Annotated in this window: 17 protein-coding genes and 3 pseudogenes; 10 read left to right on the top strand and 10 right to left on the bottom strand. The window is 53.0% G+C overall.

Annotated features, from left to right (window positions below; translation table 11 throughout):
• The first annotated feature begins 131 nt into the window (after positions 1-131).
• Both prs and ABU178_RS08995 read left to right on the top strand, forming a co-directional pair.
• Positions 132-1,079, top strand: a complete 948-nt coding sequence (gene prs, locus ABU178_RS09000) for a ribose-phosphate diphosphokinase (protein ID WP_397213985.1) — start codon at positions 132-134, stop codon at positions 1,077-1,079.
• Between the two features lie 212 nt (positions 1,080-1,291).
• The gene (locus ABU178_RS08995) at positions 1,292-2,467 is read left to right on the top strand and encodes a GGDEF domain-containing protein (protein WP_397213983.1); all 1,176 of its coding nucleotides are present in this window, start codon (positions 1,292-1,294) and stop codon (positions 2,465-2,467) included.
• On the opposite strand, the gene ychH is transcribed toward ABU178_RS08995, so the two are convergent.
• Positions 2,458-2,742 carry a stress-induced protein YchH gene (ychH, locus tag ABU178_RS08990; protein WP_397213981.1) on the bottom strand — a complete coding sequence of 95 codons (285 nt, stop codon included), beginning with the start codon at positions 2,740-2,742 and terminating at the stop codon, positions 2,458-2,460. The two genes, ABU178_RS08995 and ychH, sit on opposite strands and share 10 nt — an antisense overlap.
• A gap of 260 nt (positions 2,743-3,002) precedes the next feature.
• Here ychH and pth point away from each other — a divergent pair, with 260 nt between their 5' ends.
• From pth to ABU178_RS08970, 4 genes and pseudogenes are all read left to right on the top strand, one after another.
• Entirely contained in the window at positions 3,003-3,590 is a 588-nt protein-coding gene (pth, locus tag ABU178_RS08985; RefSeq protein WP_397213979.1) for an aminoacyl-tRNA hydrolase, read from the top strand.
• Between the two features lie 123 nt (positions 3,591-3,713).
• Positions 3,714-4,805, top strand: a complete 1,092-nt coding sequence (gene ychF, locus ABU178_RS08980; protein WP_397213976.1) for a redox-regulated ATPase YchF — start codon at positions 3,714-3,716, stop codon at positions 4,803-4,805.
• A 258-nt stretch (positions 4,806-5,063) separates the two neighbouring features.
• Positions 5,064-5,349: pseudogene (locus ABU178_RS08975) on the top strand (tyrosine-type recombinase/integrase); the annotation flags it as partial.
• Between the two features lie 43 nt (positions 5,350-5,392).
• A pseudogene (locus ABU178_RS08970) lies at positions 5,393-5,488 on the top strand (5-deoxy-glucuronate isomerase); the annotation flags it as partial.
• A 100-nt stretch (positions 5,489-5,588) separates the two neighbouring features.
• Here ABU178_RS08970 and ABU178_RS08965 read toward each other — a convergent pair.
• The 5 genes from ABU178_RS08965 to ABU178_RS08945 are packed head-to-tail and all read right to left on the bottom strand — an operon-like array spanning position 5,589 to position 12,596.
• On the bottom strand, positions 5,589-7,610 hold the full coding sequence (locus ABU178_RS08965) for a CocE/NonD family hydrolase (protein ID WP_397213974.1): 2,022 nt from the start codon (positions 7,608-7,610) through the stop codon (positions 5,589-5,591).
• Complete coding sequence (locus tag ABU178_RS08960) at positions 7,607-9,229, bottom strand: ABC transporter ATP-binding protein (protein WP_397213972.1); 1,623 nt, start codon at positions 9,227-9,229, stop codon at positions 7,607-7,609. The genes ABU178_RS08965 and ABU178_RS08960 overlap by 4 nt, the downstream gene beginning before the upstream one ends.
• Positions 9,226-10,056 carry an ABC transporter permease gene (locus ABU178_RS08955; RefSeq protein ID WP_397213969.1) on the bottom strand — a complete coding sequence of 277 codons (831 nt, stop codon included), beginning with the start codon at positions 10,054-10,056 and terminating at the stop codon, positions 9,226-9,228. Before ABU178_RS08955 ends, ABU178_RS08960 begins: the two co-directional genes overlap by 4 nt.
• A 3-nt stretch (positions 10,057-10,059) precedes the next feature.
• A complete protein-coding gene (locus ABU178_RS08950) occupies positions 10,060-11,007 on the bottom strand; it encodes an ABC transporter permease (protein ID WP_397213967.1) in 948 nt (315 codons plus the stop codon).
• Positions 11,007-12,596: an ABC transporter substrate-binding protein gene (locus ABU178_RS08945; protein WP_397213965.1), complete on the bottom strand. Its 1,590-nt coding sequence runs from the start codon at positions 12,594-12,596 to the stop codon at positions 11,007-11,009. The genes ABU178_RS08950 and ABU178_RS08945 overlap by 1 nt, the downstream gene beginning before the upstream one ends.
• A gap of 200 nt (positions 12,597-12,796) precedes the next feature.
• Here ABU178_RS08945 and ABU178_RS08940 point away from each other — a divergent pair, with 200 nt between their 5' ends.
• Positions 12,797-13,078: a CBU_0592 family membrane protein gene (locus ABU178_RS08940; RefSeq protein WP_397213963.1), complete on the top strand. Its 282-nt coding sequence runs from the start codon at positions 12,797-12,799 to the stop codon at positions 13,076-13,078.
• A 135-nt stretch (positions 13,079-13,213) separates the two neighbouring features.
• On the opposite strand, the gene ABU178_RS08935 is transcribed toward ABU178_RS08940, so the two are convergent.
• A complete protein-coding gene (locus ABU178_RS08935; protein WP_397213961.1) occupies positions 13,214-14,128 on the bottom strand; it encodes a LysR substrate-binding domain-containing protein in 915 nt (304 codons plus the stop codon).
• A 210-nt stretch (positions 14,129-14,338) separates the two neighbouring features.
• Between ABU178_RS08935 and ABU178_RS08930 the strand changes: the two are divergent.
• The 3 genes and pseudogenes from ABU178_RS08930 to ABU178_RS08920 all read left to right on the top strand — a co-directional run.
• Positions 14,339-14,481 (top strand): annotated as a pseudogene (locus ABU178_RS08930) (IS3 family transposase); the annotation flags it as partial.
• A gap of 429 nt (positions 14,482-14,910) precedes the next feature.
• On the top strand, positions 14,911-15,711 hold the full coding sequence (locus ABU178_RS08925; RefSeq protein WP_397213959.1) for a MetQ/NlpA family ABC transporter substrate-binding protein: 801 nt from the start codon (positions 14,911-14,913) through the stop codon (positions 15,709-15,711).
• Between the two features lie 208 nt (positions 15,712-15,919).
• Positions 15,920-16,420: a DUF6622 family protein gene (locus ABU178_RS08920; RefSeq protein WP_397213957.1), complete on the top strand. Its 501-nt coding sequence runs from the start codon at positions 15,920-15,922 to the stop codon at positions 16,418-16,420.
• Positions 16,421-16,466: 46 nt separating this feature from the next.
• Here the strand turns inward: ABU178_RS08920 and ABU178_RS08915 are convergent, their stop codons facing one another.
• From ABU178_RS08915 to exaC, 3 genes are all read right to left on the bottom strand, one after another.
• Complete coding sequence (locus ABU178_RS08915; protein WP_397213955.1) at positions 16,467-17,279, bottom strand: glycosyltransferase family 32 protein; 813 nt, start codon at positions 17,277-17,279, stop codon at positions 16,467-16,469.
• A gap of 372 nt (positions 17,280-17,651) precedes the next feature.
• On the bottom strand, positions 17,652-17,864 hold the full coding sequence (locus ABU178_RS08910; RefSeq protein WP_397213953.1) for a hypothetical protein: 213 nt from the start codon (positions 17,862-17,864) through the stop codon (positions 17,652-17,654).
• A gap of 195 nt (positions 17,865-18,059) precedes the next feature.
• Positions 18,060-19,580 (bottom strand): acetaldehyde dehydrogenase ExaC, encoded by a 1,521-nt coding sequence (gene exaC / locus ABU178_RS08905; protein ID WP_397213951.1) that lies wholly within the window; start codon positions 19,578-19,580, stop codon positions 18,060-18,062.
• Positions 19,581-19,754 lie beyond the last annotated feature (174 nt).

Below are 19,754 nucleotides of genomic sequence, written 5' to 3'. Positions count from 1 at the left end.
GCGTGACAGTGTCACCCTGTTCCAGACACTGCGCCGCTTGCATCAACACACCCGTATGGACAGGCCCTACGGTATGCGCCGGTTATCGTAGAGCCGTTCATTCTCTGGACGCAAAGCCTGAGGTTCTTCTCGTGCCTGATATGAAGCTTTTTGCTGGTAACGCCACCCCGGAACTAGCACAACGTATTGCCAACCGCCTTTACACCAGCCTCGGTGACGCCGCTGTCGGTCGTTTCAGCGATGGCGAAGTAAGTGTACAAATTAATGAAAATGTACGCGGTGGTGATATTTTCATCATCCAGTCCACCTGTGCACCAACTAACGATAATCTGATGGAACTGGTAGTGATGGTCGACGCGCTGCGTCGTGCTTCTGCTGGTCGTATTACCGCAGTGATCCCCTACTTTGGTTATGCTCGTCAGGATCGCCGCGTGCGCTCCGCGCGCGTGCCGATTACCGCTAAAGTAGTGGCAGACTTCCTTTCCAGCGTTGGCGTTGACCGTGTTCTGACGGTTGACCTGCACGCAGAACAGATTCAGGGCTTCTTTGATGTCCCGGTTGATAACGTATTTGGCAGCCCGATCCTGCTGGAAGATATGCTGCAGATCGGACTGGAAAATCCTATCGTCGTCTCGCCTGACATCGGCGGCGTGGTGCGCGCGCGTGCTATCGCCAAATTGCTGAACGACACCGACATGGCCATTATTGATAAACGTCGCCCGCGCGCGAACGTTTCTCAGGTAATGCACATTATCGGTGACGTTGCCGGCCGCGACTGCGTACTGGTTGATGATATGATCGACACCGGCGGTACGCTGTGTAAAGCCGCGGAAGCATTGAAAGAGCGCGGCGCCAAACGCGTCTTTGCCTATGCCACGCACCCGATCTTCTCGGGCAACGCGATTGAAAATCTGCGTCACTCCGTGATTGACGAAGTGGTGGTTTGTGACACCATTCCGCTCTCTGACGAAATAAAAGCGCTGCCGAACGTGCGCACCCTGACACTCTCCGGCATGCTGGCGGAAGCGATTCGTCGTATCAGTAACGAAGAATCCATCTCTGCGATGTTCGAGCATTAATCAAAAAAAGCCGGGCCTCGCGCCCGGCTTTTTTCTGTCTTGCTTCCGCTGGCGCATTTTGCCGGTTAAGCCCCTCTCTTTTCAGCTGTTCCTGCGATAACACGTATTAAGTTCAACGCCATTCATTGTTTTCTTTTTAACCAAAATTAATGCTTCATCCACAAAATTATTAGTGGTATTTTGCACGCCTATTTTTGGGAAACCTGCATATCATGGCTCTCGACATCTACACACTCTTTATTTGTGAGCTCTATGTTCTGGGGTTTCTCAATATCATTCTGGTTTTCGCCTGGCTGGGTTCTCACTGCGATCACACGCTTGGCTTTACCTGCCTCGCTCTGACCGCCACCCTGCTGGCCGTGTTTCTCAGCAGCCTGCGCAGCGCCGGTTTACAATTTTTGCCTGTCGCCGCAGGCAATACGCTGATCATGCTGGGTTACGGCATGTTGCTGAATGCCTTTCGCTCGTTTTGTGGTAAAAAGCTTGGCTATAGCTGGCTGGCGGGCGCCCTGCTCTGGGCGCTACTCTGTTGTTTCCCTGACTTTTATTATTCGCAGCCGAAGCGGGTTATCGTTATCTGTCTGCTCTGCGTGATTTACACCAGCGCGCTGATCCGCCTGTTATGGCGCGTCCGCGACTCGCTGAAGGTGACCTTCTGGCCTGCCCAGCTGCTGCTCTGGATCCACGTACTGTTTCATATAGCGCGTATCTTTCTTGACGATGCGTTGCCCAGCCCGCTGCATGGCGCGATTGGCGGCAGTGGTTTCTCTGTCAATGTCATTCTGGAGTCGATTTTGTTCGTCATCGGCCTGATTTTTACCATCATGGCGATGGTAAACGAACGCACCCAGAACAGACATATGCAGGCTTCGTTACTCGATCCTTTAACCGGTGTCGGGAACCGACGCGCGTTGCTGGAACAGGCGGAAAATCTGGCTACGCGCTGCGTTCGCCTGCAGCAGCCTTTTACCACCGTGCTGTTCGACCTGGATCACTTCAAAAGCATCAATGACCGTTTCGGCCATCAACAGGGCGATCGGATTTTGATCGACTTTTGTGAAGTGGTAAGAAGAACGCTGCCGAAAGAGGCGTACTTTGCCCGTCTTGGCGGCGAGGAATTTGCTGCGGTTTTACCGCTGGACGAGTGTCAGGCACTGGCGCTGTGTGAGCAAATTCGTATCCGAACCGAGCTGTCGCAGCCAAACGCTATCAACTATTCCGTCAGTATCGGTCTTGCTACCAGCAACAAGCTGGAGCAGCGTTACACGGTATTAATGGCGCGAGCAGATGAGGCGCTTTATCGGGCGAAGGCGAGCGGCCGTAACCGTACGGAGTACTATCTATCGCTAATGGTGCCGCTCACTGCTTTATCTGAGACTCAGCCATGACGCTGGTTGTGATGTGAAGCGCGACGGCAGCGTTTGTCATAATGACGCAGCCAGTAATAGCGATCCTCGACTCTTTCGCGACCGCTAACGCGCGCGCCTGCCAGCCAGAGCAGCGCACCGATAAAAATGCTGAACATGGCGCCATGAGCTAAAAACTGCGGCAGGTGAAGCGACGGCAGCTGATTGATAACGGAATAACCGATGCCTCCCACCATGGTCACTAATCCCAGGATCATCAAAGCATTGCCGAGGAAATGTGTGTGATGACGTTTCATGGGTCTCCTCCCTTTGATAAGCAAGACTAAGAACAGCACATAAAGTTAACGCTCCATAAGCTTAGGTGATGACCAGCGGCAAAATTGCGCCAGCGATCACACAACCGCAACAAAATTTGACACAACTTTACTGCAAGCGCCTTGATTTCGATAGAAAACAATTAATCACCTTGCGTAATAAAGTCATACTCGCAGGCTTTGTCATCTTTTCTTTCCCGAAGTACACTAACGCCCTTTCTGATAAGCGCAGGATAATCACCGTGAGCAGTATTAAACTGATTGTGGGTCTCGCCAATCCCGGTGCGGAATACGCCGCCACGCGGCACAATGCCGGCGCCTGGTATCTCGACTTACTGGCTGAACGCCATAATCAGTCATTAAAAGAAGAAGCTAAATTTTTTGGCTATACCGCGCGCCTGAATATAGCGGGCCAGGATGTGCGTCTGCTGGTTCCCACTACCTTTATGAACCTGAGTGGAAAAGCGCTGGCGGCGATGGCAACCTTTTACCGCTTCGCGCCGGAGGAAATTCTGGTAGCGCATGATGAGCTGGATCTGCCGCCTGGCGTGGCGAAGTTCAAGCAGGGCGGCGGCCATGGTGGCCACAACGGCCTGAAAGATATCATCAGCAAGCTGGGCAATAACAATAACTTTCATCGCCTGCGTATCGGCATTGGTCATCCGGGCGATCGCAACAAAGTCACCGGTTTCGTATTGGGTAAACCGCCGGTGAGCGAGCAAAAGTTAATTGACGACGCCATCGACGAAGCAGCGCGCTGTACGGAACTCTGGTTGAAGGACGATCGCCTGAAAGCGATGAACCGGCTGCACGCCTTTAAAGCGGGCTGAAGGCGGCCGTGATTTCCACGCCATTGCAGCCATAATTCTGTATAATGCGCGAAATTTTCTATTTCGTTTCCGTCAAAGCGTCTCAGCATGCTTTGCACAGCCAGTAATAAAGGTGATTCAACCATGGGATTCAAATGCGGTATCGTGGGCCTGCCGAACGTCGGTAAATCCACTCTGTTCAACGCGCTGACCAAAGCGGGCATCGAAGCGGCTAACTTCCCCTTCTGTACCATTGAACCCAACACGGGCGTCGTCCCTATGCCCGATCCGCGTCTTGATCAGCTGGCCGCGATCGTGAAGCCTCAGCGCATCGTGCCGACCACCATGGAGTTCGTGGATATCGCTGGTCTGGTAAAAGGCGCGTCCAAAGGCGAAGGCCTGGGCAACCAGTTCCTGACCAACATTCGCGAAACGGAAGCGATCGGTCACGTGGTGCGCTGCTTTGAAAATGACAACATTATCCACGTATCCGGCAAAGTTGACCCGGCGGAGGATATTGACATTATCAATACCGAGCTGGCGCTTTCTGACCTGGAAACCTGCGAGCGCGCCATTCAGCGCGTGCAGAAAAAGGCCAAAGGCGGCGATAAAGATGCCAAAGTTGAACTGGCTGCGCTGGAGAAATGTCTGCCGCACCTGGAAAACGCCGGCATGCTGCGCTCGCTGAAGCTTGATGCCGATGAGAAAGCGGCTATCCGCTACCTTAGCTTCCTGACGCTGAAGCCCACCATGTACATTGCTAACGTCAATGAAGATGGCTTTGAGAACAATCCCTATCTCGATCAGGTACGTGCTATCGCCGAGCAGGAAGGTTCAGTTGTGGTGCCGGTCTGCGCCGCGGTTGAGTCAGATATCGCTGAGCTGGACGATGAAGAGCGCGACGAATTTATGGCGGAGCTGGGTCTGGAAGAGCCGGGCCTGAACCGTGTCATTCGCGCCGGTTATGCCCTGCTGAACCTGCAAACCTACTTTACCGCTGGCGTGAAAGAAGTCCGTGCCTGGACTATTCCGGTAGGGGCAACCGGCCCGCAGGCCGCAGGTAAAATCCATACCGATTTTGAGAAAGGCTTTATCCGTGCGCAAACCATCGCCTTTGATGATTTCATCGCTTATAAAGGTGAACAGGGTGCGAAAGAGGCGGGTAAAATGCGTTCTGAAGGCAAAGAGTACATTGTTAAAGATGGCGATGTGATGAACTTTTTGTTCAACGTCTAAATAAAAGTTTTCGTCTCATGAGGTTTCACTGCACCTCATGAACATTGAGAAAATCTATAAAATCCACGCTACTGCGTGGATTTTCCATTTCATGGTGTCTTAATAAATCTCATGAAAGCGCAGTCAAAAATGAGTACAGGCGTGAGTACAATCAGTTTCCATCTTCATTTTCGGTGAGCGCAATAGTGGTATAAGGAATAGACAAGGATTCGCTATGCTCATTGATACACAATGCCGCGCTGCCAAGCCGAAAGAAACACCGAAGCGGAATGGGCAGAATTCGATCGTGATAACGCCCAGTGGACTATTCCGGCAACGCGCATGAAAGCTCGCAGAGAACACGTTATTCCCCTTCCCTCCTTAACCGTAAAAATGCTCAGAACGCTACAGGGATTAACCGGACACAGGCGGCATCTCTTTCCGGGCAGAGATAATCCACAAGGTCCAATGAAAGCGCACTCTCTGCGTCAGCTACTTAAAAAGCCTCGGCTGGAGCGGTGCTTATAGTCCACATGCAAGCCGGACCACAGGAAGCTCTCTTTTATGGCTCGCCAAAATCATGGCGGACGTGGCCCAGCAGCCCTTTAATGAACGTGATGGCCGGACCGGTACGTCTGTGGATATTTACCTGGGAGAAAGATCACGCTTGGGTGAACAGCGAGAAATATCTACGCAATAAATAATGACGTGTACGAGAAAAAAAGCGTTATTCCCAAAAGAATGACGCCCTTTATATTTAACTGTGCGCATGAATGCCGACCGTGCTTAAAATCGCACTGGCAATCACCGCGAGATACGGCGATCCCACTGTCGGGCGAATACCGTTTCACCGTTGTGCTGCACTTCCATCTCACCGCTAATGATGAAATGCGTCAGATCGCTACGCATCTCCAGCACGATATCGGTTTCCGTCCACCAGCCTTCACGCCCGATTTTCATGCTTTGCGTCAACAGATAATGGGCCGAGAGCGGATCCTGGTTATGCACGGTCAGTTGACGGCGCAGGCTATGGTCGACGGTGGTATCGATATCATCGAAACGATATACCCCTTCGCCAAACACGCCGCCTACCCCGTGGGTAACGCTTTCCCAGCTGTCGTGCACTACGTCATAACGCAATTCACGCTCTACCCGGCCCGGCGACAGCAGCGACAGCGGCGTATTGGCTGCAGTTTCCGGCTGTGGGTTCGGTCCGCTAATGGGTTCAACCTGGCGACACACCGGCAGATCAAGCGCGGAACTGGCAAGGTTGACGTTAAGGGTTGCCACTTCCGCCATCGGCCATATCATCGGCCAGAAGGTAGTCGCCAGCGAGATGCGCAGGCGATGTCCGGCAGCAAAGCGCCAGGCGATACCGTCCAGCTGCACCTGTACCTGCACGACTTCGCCCGGTGTTAGCGGCACGTTCTTATCCTGCCCCTGCAAATGGCTGAGATTGAACCAACCGTGCGTCACACGGGTTGAAGCACCATCCGGAGCCACATCGGACAGGCGCACGTACAGCATCGCTGCTGGTTTATCGCTGCTGAGGGTGATGCTGAACTGCGGAAAACCATAGATGCTCAGGCTTTCGCTCAGCGGGGCGCTGTCAAAGCTCTCTGCCAGCCCATCGTCCATGCGCTGGTCGCTTGGACTTTCGCCCAATACGCCCGCTCCCATCCACTCACCGGCGAACAGTCCGTGGTTTTGCAGCGTGCAGATCGCCTGCCAGCTGTCGTGCGCAAGCGGGGTGGTTGCCAGAGTACTGGGGCGCAGATGCCAGCGCTGCGGCTCAGATACTTCGTCGGTCGCGCCGTCGATGGCGATCCATTCGCCGAACGCCTGCGGACGCTGCGAATCAGGACGCTGGCTATCGTTGAGCCACGCCTGCACACGCGGGCTGTCCAGCACATCATTCTCTTCCTGCTTCAGCCAGCGATCCCACCAGCTGACCGCCTCCTGTAGAAAACCGATGGCCGGTTCCGGCGTGCCGTCCTGCGGATAGATATGCGCCCATGGTCCGATAATCGCCTTGCGCGGCACTTCAAGGTTATCCATCAGACGGAACACCGCGTTGCTGTAGGAGTCGGCCCAGCCGCCCACCGCCAGTACCGGGCACTGGATCGCTGACCACTCCTCGCCCACCGAGCCATGTTTCCAGTAGGCATCTTTCAGCGGATGCTCCATCCACAGTGCCGGGAAGAACGGCATATTTTCCAGCCGATTCAGCCAGTCCTGATACCAGCGGTCCCCCACCAGCTCTGGGTCCTGCGGACGGCTCTGATAGGCCAGCATAATGCCGCCCCACCACAGGTTGTCATTCAGCAGACAGCCGCCTTTGTAGTGAATATCGTCATTGTAACGATCGTCGGTAGAGCAGACGGTGATAATGGCTTTCAGTGCGGGCGGGCGGCGCGCTGCCAGTTGCAGGCAGTTAAAGCCGCCCCAGGATTTGCCCATCATGCCAATTGCACCGCTGCACCACATCTGCTGACTGATCCAATCGATCACCTCCAGCGCATCTTCCTGTTCCTGCAACAGATATTCATCCGCCAGCAGGCCGTCAGATTCACCGCTGCCACGCATATCCACGCGCAACACCGCATAGCCCTGCCCGGCGAAGTAGCCGTGCATCGGTTCGTCGCGTGTCCGGGTCCCATCACGTTTGCGATACGGAATATATTCGAGAATGGCGGGCACCGGCTGTTGGCTGGCGGAAAGTGGCAACCACATACGGGCCGCCAGGCGAGTGCCATCTTTCAGGGGGATCCACAGATGTTCCGTCACGCTGACGCTGTGGGGAAATTGCGTTATGAGAGTTTTCATGATGCTCCTGCAATTGCTTTTGACTGACGCTGGCCCAGTATCTCATCCAGCCAGGTTGGGCGCATTTCCGGCACAGAGGTCAGCAGTTTCTCGGTATAGCTGTGCATCGGCGTGCTGAACACCTGTTCAGTCGGCCCTTGCGCCACCACGTTGCCCTGATACATCACCGCTACCTGCTGCGCGATGCGTTTCACCGTGCTGAGGTCGTGGGTGATAAACAGATACGACAGGCCAAGTTGCTCCTGCAAACGACGCAGCAGATTCAGCACTTCCTCCGCCACCAGGGGATCGAGCGCGGAGGTGGCTTCATCGCAGATAATCAACTCCGGCTCGGCAGCCAGCGCGCGGGCGATGCAGACACGCTGCTTCTGCCCGCCGGACAAGGCACCAGGATAGCGGTCGATCAGGGTGAGTGGCAGCTCGGTCAGACGCAGCAGTTCTTCCACGCGAGCGCGTACCTGACGCTTATCCCATCCAAAATAAAAGGCGGCAGGACGACCAATGGCCTCCAAAATGGTTTGACGCGGATTCAGGGCAACATCCGGCAGCTGATAGATCATCTGGATGCGACGTAGCGTCTCTTTATCGCGTTGCTGATAACGGTTCGCCAGCGTCTGACCGGCAAAGGTGACATTACCAGCGGTATCGCCCAGCAAACCACACAGCGCCCGTGCCAGAGTGCTTTTGCCGCTGCCTGACTCGCCAATAATCGCCAGCGTCTCGCCTTTAGCAATATTCAGCGACACCCCGTGCACCACGGTTTTGCCGTTATAACCGGTGGAAAGATTTTGCAGCGTCAGCAACTGGCCCTGAGGCGCGTTATCGGCATGAACCGGCGATAGCGCATGGGCGCGCTCCGATACCAGCCGCTGGGTGTAGGTTTCCTGCGGTTTTTGCAGAATATCCGCCGTAGCGCCACACTCCACTTCACAGCCCTGACGCAGCACCATAATACGGTCGGCAATCTGTGCCACCACCGCCAGATCATGGGTGATATATAGCGCGGCGGTGTTGAACTCGCGTACCAGCTTGCGCAGCATCACCAGCACTTCAATCTGCGTGGTGACATCCAGCGCGGTGGTCGGTTCATCCATTACCAGCAAATCAGGTTTACAGGACATCGCCATCGCCGCCATTGCGCGCTGCAACTGGCCGCCGGAGAGCTGATGTGGATAGCGTTGGCCGATGGTATCCGGCTCAGGCAGATCCAGCGCGCGGAACAAGGTCACCGCCCACGCCTGCGCTTCTGTGGCATTCATCAGACCGTGACGAATCGGGCCTTCACATACCTGTTTTCCGATAGTCAGCGCCGGGTTAAAGGCAGCGGCAGCGCTCTGCGCCACGTAGGCGACGCGTTTGCCGCGAATGTCGCGCTTCTCTTTACTGGAAAGTGGCACAATATTCCGCCCGGCGATGCGTACTTCGCCGCCGGCAATGCGACAGCCGGGACGAGCATAGCCGAGAGCGGCAAGGCCGATGGTAGATTTACCGGCACCGGATTCACCAATCAGACCCAGCACTTCGCCGGGCTTCAGGCTCAACGAAATATCCTGTACCAGCGGAATACCTTGTTCGGTTTCAATGCGCAGCTGGCGCATTTCCAGAATCGGTTGGATCATCCTTCTTCCCCCAGCGAGAGGTTATTGCGTTCCAGCAGCCAGTCGACCACCAGATTGACGCCAATGGTCAGCAGGGCGATGGCGGCAGCCGGATAGAGCGGCGCCAGCTGGCCGAAGTTAATCGCCTGCGCGTTGTCGCGTACCATGCTGCCCCAGTCGGCCCACGGCGGCTGAATACCCAGTCCGAGGAAGCTCAGCCCGGCAATAAACAGAAAGGTGAAGCAGAAGCGCATACCGAACTCAGCCAGCAGCGGTGGAATGGCATTGGGCAGAATCTCTTTCCGCACGATCCAGCCCAGTCCTTCGCCACGCAGACGCGCCGCTTCAACATATTCCTGACAGACAATGCTCTGTGCCACCAGACGTGCTAGTCGGTAAACACGCGTGGCATCGAGCAACGCGATGGTGCCAACCAGCACCGGAATTGAGGTGCCGAGCACCGACAAGACAATCAGCGCCAGAATCAGCACCGGGATCGACATCAGCGTATCAACGATGCGCGTCAGCACCACGTCTACCCAGCGGCCGTAAATCGCCGCCATGAAGCCGGTGAGAATACCGACCACAAACGACATGGCGGTGATCGCCAGCGCAATGGCGATGGTGGTGCGCGCGCCAAACAGAATGCGCGACAACATATCGCGTCCAAGGCTGTCGGTGCCGAGTGGCAGCGCAGTGGATGGCAACATCCATATATCGCCGATCTGGGCGGTTTCGCTGTGCGGGGCCAGCCAGGGGGCGAACAGCGCGGCGATCAGGTTAATGGCAATGATCACCAGACCGAGCATGGCGGAAAGGGGCACCGTGCGGATTTTCAATTTTTTCATCGCTTACCTCGTATGGCGCAGTCGTGGGTTACACCCGATCGCCAGCAGATCGGCGGCGGTGTTGAGCACAATATAAGTGCCGCCAAACAACAGTCCGCAGGCCTGCACTACCGGCAGATCGCGCTTGGTCACGGCATCCACCATCAGTTGCCCGATACCCGGATAAACAAACACGACCTCAACCAAAATCACCCCAACCACCAGATAGGCGAGATTAAAAGCAATCACGTTGATAATCGGTGCCAGCGCATTCGGCAGCGCATGGGCCAGCACAATGCGCCAGCGCGACAGCCCTTTCAGCAGCGCGGTTTCGATATAGCTGCTCGACATCACCGCTCCCACCGAGGCGCGCGTCATACGCAGCATATGGGCCAGTACCACCAGCACCAGCGTTAGCATTGGCAGGGTGCAGGCATATAACCGCGCGAGAAAACCATCATCCGGCCCCACCAGCGCCAAGCTGGGAAACCACGCCAGACGGATGGCGAAGAGGATCACCAGCAAATAACCAACGAAAAATTCCGGCACTGAGATGCTCAGCAGCGTCAGCGAGTTGGCCAGGCGATCAAACCACGAGCCACGCCACACAGCGGAGGCAATACCGAGCAGCACTGCCAGCGGAATGGCGATGAGGGCGGCATAACCGGCGAGGAACAGCGTGTTGGCGAGACGTGGCAACAATTCGGCGCTGATCGGCTGGTTGTTCGCCAGCGAGTTGCCGAGATCGCCATGCAGCACGCCGTCCAGCCAGTGCAGGTAGCGCCAGATGGCGGGCTGATCCAGCCCAAGCTGGCTGCGCAGCGCAGCGATGGTTTCCGGTGTACCGTTTTGCCCGAGAATGGCACTGGCGACATCGCCGGGCAGCAATTCGGTGCCGACAAAAATCAGCACTGACACCAGCCATAGCGTCAACAGGCCCAGCAGCAGGCGATGAAGAATCTGCTTTTTCATTACGACTCCAGCCAGACGCGTTCCGCCAGGCGGCCACCCATAAAGTTGAACATCGGATGAGGTTGCACTCCACCCACTTTTTTGCTGACGGCGTCGAGATAGTCACCAAACAGCGGAATCATCGCGCCACCATCATCGCTGGCAATTTGCTGTAATTCACCGTAGATTTCGGCACGTTTTTGCTCATCCAGCAGCGAACGGGCCTGAAGTAACAGGCTGTCGAACTTCTCGTTCTTCCAGTGAGTGTCATTCCACTTGGCGGTGGATTGCCACGCGGTAGAGAACATCTGGTCGGCGGTTGGGCGTCCACCCCAGTAACCCATGCTGAATGGCGCTTTCATCCATACGTCGTCCCAGTAGCTATCGGCGGGCTGACGTTTGATGCTGACCTGAATCCCGGCAGGCGCGGCCTGCCCCTGGAACAGTGCAGCGGCATCGAGCGCACCGGCAAAGGCGGCATCGGAGGAGGAGAGTTCCAGCGGTAGAGTGCTAAGTCCGGCTTTCTTCAGATAAAATTTGGCCTTGTCGGCATCGTAAGCACGCTGCGGCAGGGCTTTGTTGAAGAAGCGATCGGTCTTCGCGATCGGATGGTCATTACCCAGCGAGCCGTAACCGCGTAGTACAGTAGCGAGCAGTTTTTCACGATCGATACCGTACTTAATCGCCATGCGCACGTCATTGTTATTGAACGGGGCTACGCGACAATCCATCAGGAAGGTAAAATGCTGACCGCCTGACGAGCGCACGATACTTAGTGCCGGGCTGCGTTTCAGGAAGTCGACGGTTTTGAAATCCACGCGGTTGATGGCGTGTACCTGGCCGGAAATCAGCGCATTAGTACGGGCGGTGGCATCGTTGATCACCAGCACTTCCACCGCATCAACAAAGACGCGATTCGGTTTCCAGTAGTTGGGGTTGCGTTTGAAGTATGAGCGTACGCCAGGCTGATACTGGTCAAAGACAAATCCGCCAGTGCCAATCGGGTGTTTCCAGTCGGTGAAGCCATCCGGCACCACCACCAGATGATAATCCGCCAGCAGATAAGGGAGATCGGCGTTGCCGCTGTCGAGTTTCAGTATAATTTCGTTATCGCCGCTTTTCTTCAATTCAGTGATGCTCGCCAGCTGGCTTTTGATGGCGCTGCGTGACTGGTTGCCACGGTGCAGGTTGATTGAGTAGATAATATCTTCCACGGTCAGGGTTTTACCGTTGTGGAAAGTGACGCCCTGGCGCACTTTAAAGGTCCACTCATGCGCGCCGGGCTGGGCACTCCAGCTTTCCAGCAGCTCGGGCGTGGCCTTGTTGTTCTCATCAATCTCAATCAGGCCATTCATCAGCATGTAGGCTTGGTTCAGGGGTACCCAGTCGCTATACAACGTTGGGTCGAGCGAATCGCTGGTGTTACCGCCGGACATACCGAGTTTCAGCACGCCGCCTTTTTTTGGTATTGCTTCGGCGGCAAAGCCAGAAAAAGGGGAAAGCGATAATGCCGTGCCAGCGCCAATCAGCGCGGCAGTATTGATAAATGAACGGCGGCTCAAATTTGCGCCCTGAAGATATTTTGTAAAGTCTGCCTGGTCGTCTTTCATTTATTTTTCTCCATTGTTATTTACCCTGTTTTACTTATCACCCTGAGCCTGAGCCTGAGCGCAGTCATTTCTGATTTATATCAAAACCTATAAAACCTGATGTATGAGATTTTCGTATCAGACTATGCGAAAAATGCGCAGCAGAACACCCACAAAAAAGATAATTTCCCGATCACTAATCAACACCAGGGAAAAGGCATGTGGAACTGCATACGATAGTTGGGCTGACTGGCGTTTTTTGTTATTTATTGGCATACGCACTGGTTCAGCTGCGTAAATTGCTTATTGATTCAGCGATTTATGCTGGTCTTAACATCGTGGGAGGGGTTTGCGGGCTCTATTCTCTCAGTCACGATTTTAATTTAGCAATGGTTATTTCTCAGACGATGTGGTTAATTTTTACGCTGATCGGTATGCATTCTTCATACCGCCGTCGTATCGCGGTGAAAAATAAAATTCCGCCAATGGATACCCAGCAATAATGCAGGAGAATATGCGTTGTTGCTTTTTATTTTTCTGTACTTCTAAATATAAAAAAAAGCTATGACTGAATATTAGATAGCTTATATTCCACTGAAATGGTGGCGCGTAAAATAATCTGCTGCGTCACCATTTGCTTATAATGCCAGGATTTCCGTCTGATGTTGCTGTTGCAGCCAGCTGATTACATGGCGCACGATCGGCTTGAGATAGCGGTCTTGGGGGATCAGCAGAAAACATTTTCCGTTGGCAGCCAGTTTTCCCGAATGGGCGGGCACCAGCTCGCCACGATTGAGATGATCCTGCACCAGCCCTTCCCAGCCGAGTAATATCCCGTCTCCGCGCAAAGCTGTTTGCACCAGAAACGGATAATTATTTGCCCGCCACGTCTGGCGCGGGACAAAACTCAGCACATTTTGCGAGGCGAACCAGTCACTCCAGCTGGTCCATTCACGCTGCGGATCGTCCTGAATCAGTAACATATGTTGCAGCAGCGACTCTGCCGTGGGGCTGGCAGCGAGGCGCGGCAGAAAGGCTGGGGCACACATCGGATAACAGATTTCGTCAAACAGCGGGCTGGCGTGAAAGCCCGGTGGCGCTTCGCGCAGATAGAAGATGGCCAAATCGAACTCGGATGAGCGCATATCGGCGAAGCTGTCAGAGATCTTCATACGGATTTGCAGATCGGGTAATTCACGATGCAACGCGGAGAGGCGCGGTGCCAGCCACAGGTAACCCATAGCGCTGGTGCAGGCGATAGTCACCTGCGGCAGACCATTCCAGCCCATGACTTCTGCGGTGGCATGAGACAAGGCGGAGAGCTGCTGGCGCACCTGAGTAGCATAGGCCTCGCCGCGCGGTGTCAGCAAGACACGGCGCTGGGTGCGGGTGAAAAGTTTACAGCCCAGCATCTCCTCCAACTGCAAAATCTGGCGGCTGGTGGCACTTTGCGTCAGGTTAAGTTCTTCAGCGGCGCGGGAAATGTTGCCATAGCGCGCCACACACTCAAAGGCGATCAGCGTGTTAAGCGGCGGTAAGGGTTCTATCTGCATTCATCCTGCCTCAATATGATCACGCTTTTTCGACGTTATTCAATGTCAGTGAAACGACGAGGGTCTGGGCCAGGCACAGGCAGGCCATCTACTGGAAAGAAAATACTCGCAAAAGAATAGCGGCTTGTGCTGGCGAATATCTACCATACAGTGTTATCCCTTTGTTCTCTCTTAATTTGATTGGGGTTTCTTTTGGTGCCGATCATGCTCCAGCAGTTACTGTGGCGTTACCGGATCAAGCAGAGTATGAGCCGACGGGGAAACTCTTGGAATAACAGCCCGATGGAACGCTTCTTCAGAAGCCTGAAAACGAGTGGGTGCTGGTGACAGGATACATGAACTTTAGCGAAGCAGTTCATGCAAATAGACTAGGAAGGGCGATGAAAAGAGGGGCTTGTCAGTTACCGTCAGGTCGCCGGAATATGATGCCCACAAATCGACTTCGCGCTACCAGTGGACATATCCCCCTTTCTACATCCGGTCTATTTGTGCCCGAAAATATTGAAGGGTTGCCCTGGTGCATTTATAACGCATTTACCGTAACGATTAGTTTTTGATGAATAACAATAATTTTGCTCTTTTCTGAAAAAGGGCATTCTGCATCTCCGCATATTGCCAAATACTGCTATTTGGCAACATACAGTATATCGCAGACTGCGCTTTGCTTGTTTTTTCGCCTCGTTTTATCAGGGTAGTTATAAGTTATATCTGAGAGTACGTGTACATGAGCAAACAGTTAGACTACTCTTTTGGCGTTTCCCCATATTGAAGAGAATTGATTCATGAAAAAAGGACTGTTTGCGGCGTTAATCACCATCTCCGTTTTAGGGTTATCCGCCTGCTCACCCGATAACGATAATAAAATCAAAGTGGCGATCAATACCGGGCCGGATCAGGCGATCTGGCAGGAAGTACAAAAAGTCGCTAAGGACAAATACAATCTCGACGTTGAGGTTATCTCCTTCAATGATTACGTGTTGCCTAACGAGGCGCTAAATAATAAAGATGTGGATGCTAATGCGTTCCAGAGCCTGCCTTATCTGGAAGATCAATCGAAAGAACGCGGCTATAAATTTGTTGTTATCGGCAAGACCTTTGTTTTCCCTATCGCAGCCTATTCACATAAAATCAAGAACATAAAAGCATTGCCGGATGGCGCAACTATCACCATTTCAAATGAAGCTACCACGCTGGGCCGTACCCTGCTGCTGTTACAGTCTCAGGGCTTAATTAAGCTCAAACAGGGCGTAGGCTATTTGCCCACCACGCTGGATATCACCGAAAATCCCAAAAAGCTGAAGCTGGTCGAAGTGGATACGCCGCAGTTAACGCGAACTCTTGACGATCCGAATGTGACCCTGTCAGTAATTAATACTAATTTCTCTGCGCAGGCGGGTTTATCTGCCTCGCGTGATGGCTTATTTATGGAAGGCAGCGCTTCGCCTTATGTAAACGCCATCGTTGCCCGCGCAGAAGACAAAGAGAGTAAAAAAATTGAGAAGCTGAAAGAAGCGTTTCAGTCTGACGAGGTAGCGGCAAAAGCGCAGGAAGTTTATAAAGGCGATGCGATTAAAGCCTGGTAATTACGCTTCGGGCTGACTTTTATGATAAAACACAGCCGGAAGTTTCACCAGGACGGAACCTGACGCTCAAAATCCACGCAGCCGCGTGGATTTTTTTATGCCCTTCTGTAAGCTCATACCTTCAGTGCCGCATGCCGGAGCCCGCTTTTTTGCTACAGGCAGCGCAAGCTGAATTCTGCCACGGGCGACCAATAAAGCGGAGAATGTCATGAACACTGTGAATCAATTCTTCGTACATACCCCCGCCTGGGTGTTAGTGCTTTTTGTCTACCTGGTGATAAAGGGTTTCAAAGCAAGGCAGCCACGCGAGGTTACATTGCGCGGCCTCGCGATGCTCCCTTCCATCATGCTGATTCTTGGGCTGGTGGAAATATTTCGTCGGTTCGGTATGGACGCCGCCATATTGCTGGCCTGGCTCCTGACGTTTAGCTGTGGCGTAGTGGCAGGCTGGAATCTGTTGAGAAATATAGCCTTTGAGGTTCACCGACCAAAAGGCATTATTTACCGACAGGCTGACTACAGCGTGCTGCCGCTGATCCTTGCCACATTTTTTGCCAAGTACGCGTTGGGAGCAGCAACCTATATGCATCCTTCTCTTCTGACAAATACTACCTTCGGCATGGCGGAAGGCGGAATTTATGGCCTGTTTGCTGGTATTTTCGTGGGTAAATTTGCCCGCTACTGGAAGCGATACAGCAGCGCTGATTAACATCATTTTCGGACAATTTTCTGTCGGAACCCCATCAGACCAGAATTTATTTCGATTTATTCCTGGCATTCGCCATTTTAATTTTCATAAAGTGACACAAACAGTAAGGGGCAAAAAAGGCAAACCAGATCAATCCTCTGTCAGAAACAGGATAAGAAAGATGTGAGTAATGTTTATAAGATGACGGACTGGAATTAGTCGCACGGAAAACCAGACCGATATCCTCACTTTTTCTTACTATCCTGATTTTATCTTTCCCTCTGGCATTGTTGATGGCGTTAGTATAAATAAACGGACCCGTGGTATTTAATACGCCTTTCCAGCCAACCCCCAGCTTATACGCATTGTAGTTTTCTATATTAAACATCACATTATCAATAACGGCCTTCATAACGTGAGAGCCTGGCACAGAGATAATATTCCATTGTTGGTATTCGCCAAAATCCATGCCTTTCATCTCCTTGTTAATGCCAACGCCTGGATGCTTACCGCCCGCATCGTTATCCCAATGACACAGGATGACCTCATCATCCTGCTGAATAATGTCATCCAGCTTCGTTGTACAGGAGCTTTTCACATCCAGGTAGACGCCACCCATTTTATAGATCACTAAATACCTGAAAAAATCCGCACGGGCTGCGCCATAGCGCTTATCCAGCTTTAAATAAGCATTCAGGTATCGATCGCTATAATATCTGGAAATAAATGCAACCATCGCGTTTTCATCGTAAAAATGGTGCTCCCAGCCGCTGTTGTTTTTAGCCAGATTGTCCATGCAAGCTTTTACATCGTCGCTTAATGCTGTATAGCCGCCGGTATATACCTGGTGTATTTTTCTGGGAATTCTTTTGGTTTCCATAACATCCTCATCTCAATTAGATGCTTTTCAACCCCTCCATATTTACCACGATTTTATTTACCACTGGTTATTATCAGACTTTTACCTGGCACCTCTCTTAAATATTTACCAATAGACTATATCTCGTTATAACTGGCAGTACCTCGAATAAACAGAAAACTGAAATGCAAGCAACTGAAAAAGAAATAAAGATGGTTTATTTTATAAAGTATTTATCCTTTGTAGCGCGACAGGGTTTTATTATTGAGAGGGTTTTAACAGGGTTTATTGGTGAGAAAATTTGCACCAGGTTACGTAGCGTTAACCAGGCGTTGCGATTTATGAGGGCTTCGAAGGAGAACAAAAGTAAATCGCACCTTCCGGTGCGATTGTTTACCAATAGCTGTGGCGCTCTTCCAGCTGACGCACCGCTTCCTGCTGTTGGGTATGCTGCGCTTCATGTGCTTTTACCAGCAGTGAACCGGCGCTTTGCTGACTTATCACACTATGTTCCTGAGGCTCCGGCAGATTAACCGCGATAATGCTCTCTTCAACGGCATCCAGCACTTCATCGTGCAAATTCAGATTGTCGTAAAATGGGGGCATGTTCAGTCTCCTTATGTGAAGGTTTTTGCAGTGTAGAAGGCGCTACGCCTGATCGACATAAGACGGGGCTTAATTACCGTAAATTTTTCTCACCTTTGACAGAGGCTGCACTGTGACACAGCAGCTTTTCATTTTTGTGAATTCCGCCGCACAAGAAAAAACAGGCAGTCAGAGACTGCCTGCGACACAGGGAAATCAGAAGAAACCGAGCGGCTGGGTGCTGTAGCTCACCAGCAGGTTTTTTGTCTGCTGATAATGATCAAGCATCATTTTATGGGTTTCACGACCAATACCCGATTTCTTGTAGCCGCCAAAGGCGGCATGCGCCGGGTAAAGGTGATAGCAGTTAGTCCAGACGCGACCCGCCTTGATCGCCCGTCCTACGCGATAGGCACGGTTAATATCTCGCGTCCAGACGCCTGCCCCCAGGCCGTAAATGGAATCGTTAGCGATGGCGATCGCTTCCGCCTCATCTTTGAAGGTGGTAATGCCTACCACCGGCCCGAAAATTTCTTCCTGAAAAACGCGCATATCGTTACTGCCCTTCAGCAGTGTCGGCTGAATGTAGTAACCACTGGCGAGATGCCCCTCCAGCTTTTCAATGCCGCCGCCGTGCAGCACTTCCGCGCCCTCTTGCTGCGCAATTTCCAGATAAGAAAGAATTTTATCAAACTGCTGCTGTGACGCCTGCGCGCCCACCATGGTTTCGGTATCCATGGGATCGCCGCGCTTGATGGTTTTGACGCGTTTCATCACCGCCGCCATAAAGGGCTCGAAGATCGACTCCTGCACCAGGGCGCGTGACGGACAGGTACAGACTTCGCCCTGGTTCAGAAAGCCCAATACCAATCCTTCCGCCGCCTTGTCAATAAAGCTCTCTTCCGCCTGCATAATATCTTCAAAGAAAATATTGGGGGACTTACCACCCAGCTCCACGGTCGAAGGGATCAGACTTTTCGCCGCCAGCTCAAGAATATGGCCGCCGGTCGCCGTTGAGCCAGTGAAGGCAACCTTATCGATACGCGGATGAGACGCCAGCGCTTCTCCCGCCTCTTTGCCATAGCCATGAATAACGTTCACCACGCCTGGCGGCACCAGATCTCTGATCAGCTCCATAAACAGCGTAATGGAGAGCGGCGTCTGCTCCGCTGGCTTGAGTACTACGCAGTTACCGGCGCCGAGCGCGGGCGCCAGCTTCCACGCCGCCATCAGCAGCGGGAAGTTCCACGGAATAATCTGCGCCACCACGCCGAGCGGCTCATGAAAATGGTAGGCGGCGGTAAATTCATCTATCTCCGCCGCGCTTCCTTCCTGCGCACGCACGCAACCGGCAAAGTAGCGGAAATGATCCACCGCCAGCGGCAGATCCGCCGCCAGCGTTTCGCGAACCGGCTTACCGTTATCCCAGGTTTCGTTGACGGCGATATATTCGAGGTTGGCTTCCAGCCGATCAGCAATTTTTAACAGTACCAGCGCGCGCGCCTGAGCTGAGGTTTTACCCCAGGCGGCGGCGGCGGCGTGGGCGGCATCCAGCGCCTTATCCACATCGTCGCGGTCCGAGCGCGGGAATTCACCGATTGGCGATCCATTGACTGGCGAGGTGTTGACGAAATATTGTCCGTTAACCGGCGGCACAAACTCACCATTGATAAAGTTGCCATAACGCTTTTGCAGGGTAATCAAAGAACCTTGCTCTCCGGGTGCGGCATAACGCATGGGAATTCTCCTTGCTGAAGCATAGTTTTCGTAACAAACATGAAACTCGCTATTAACATGACCGATAGCTGCCAGCCTGTCAGATCGCAACGCAAGAAACTGTGACCGCATCGAAGGAAATCAGCGCTTCAGGAGAGAATCAGGCTTCTGCCGGGAAGCCTGAAGAAGGAAGGT

Origin of the sequence: Pantoea osteomyelitidis, from assembly GCF_044342975.1 — a bacterium.
GTDB lineage: Bacteria > Pseudomonadota > Gammaproteobacteria > Enterobacterales > Enterobacteriaceae > Pantoea > Pantoea osteomyelitidis.
This window is presented reverse-complemented; position numbering and strand designations above follow the sequence as displayed.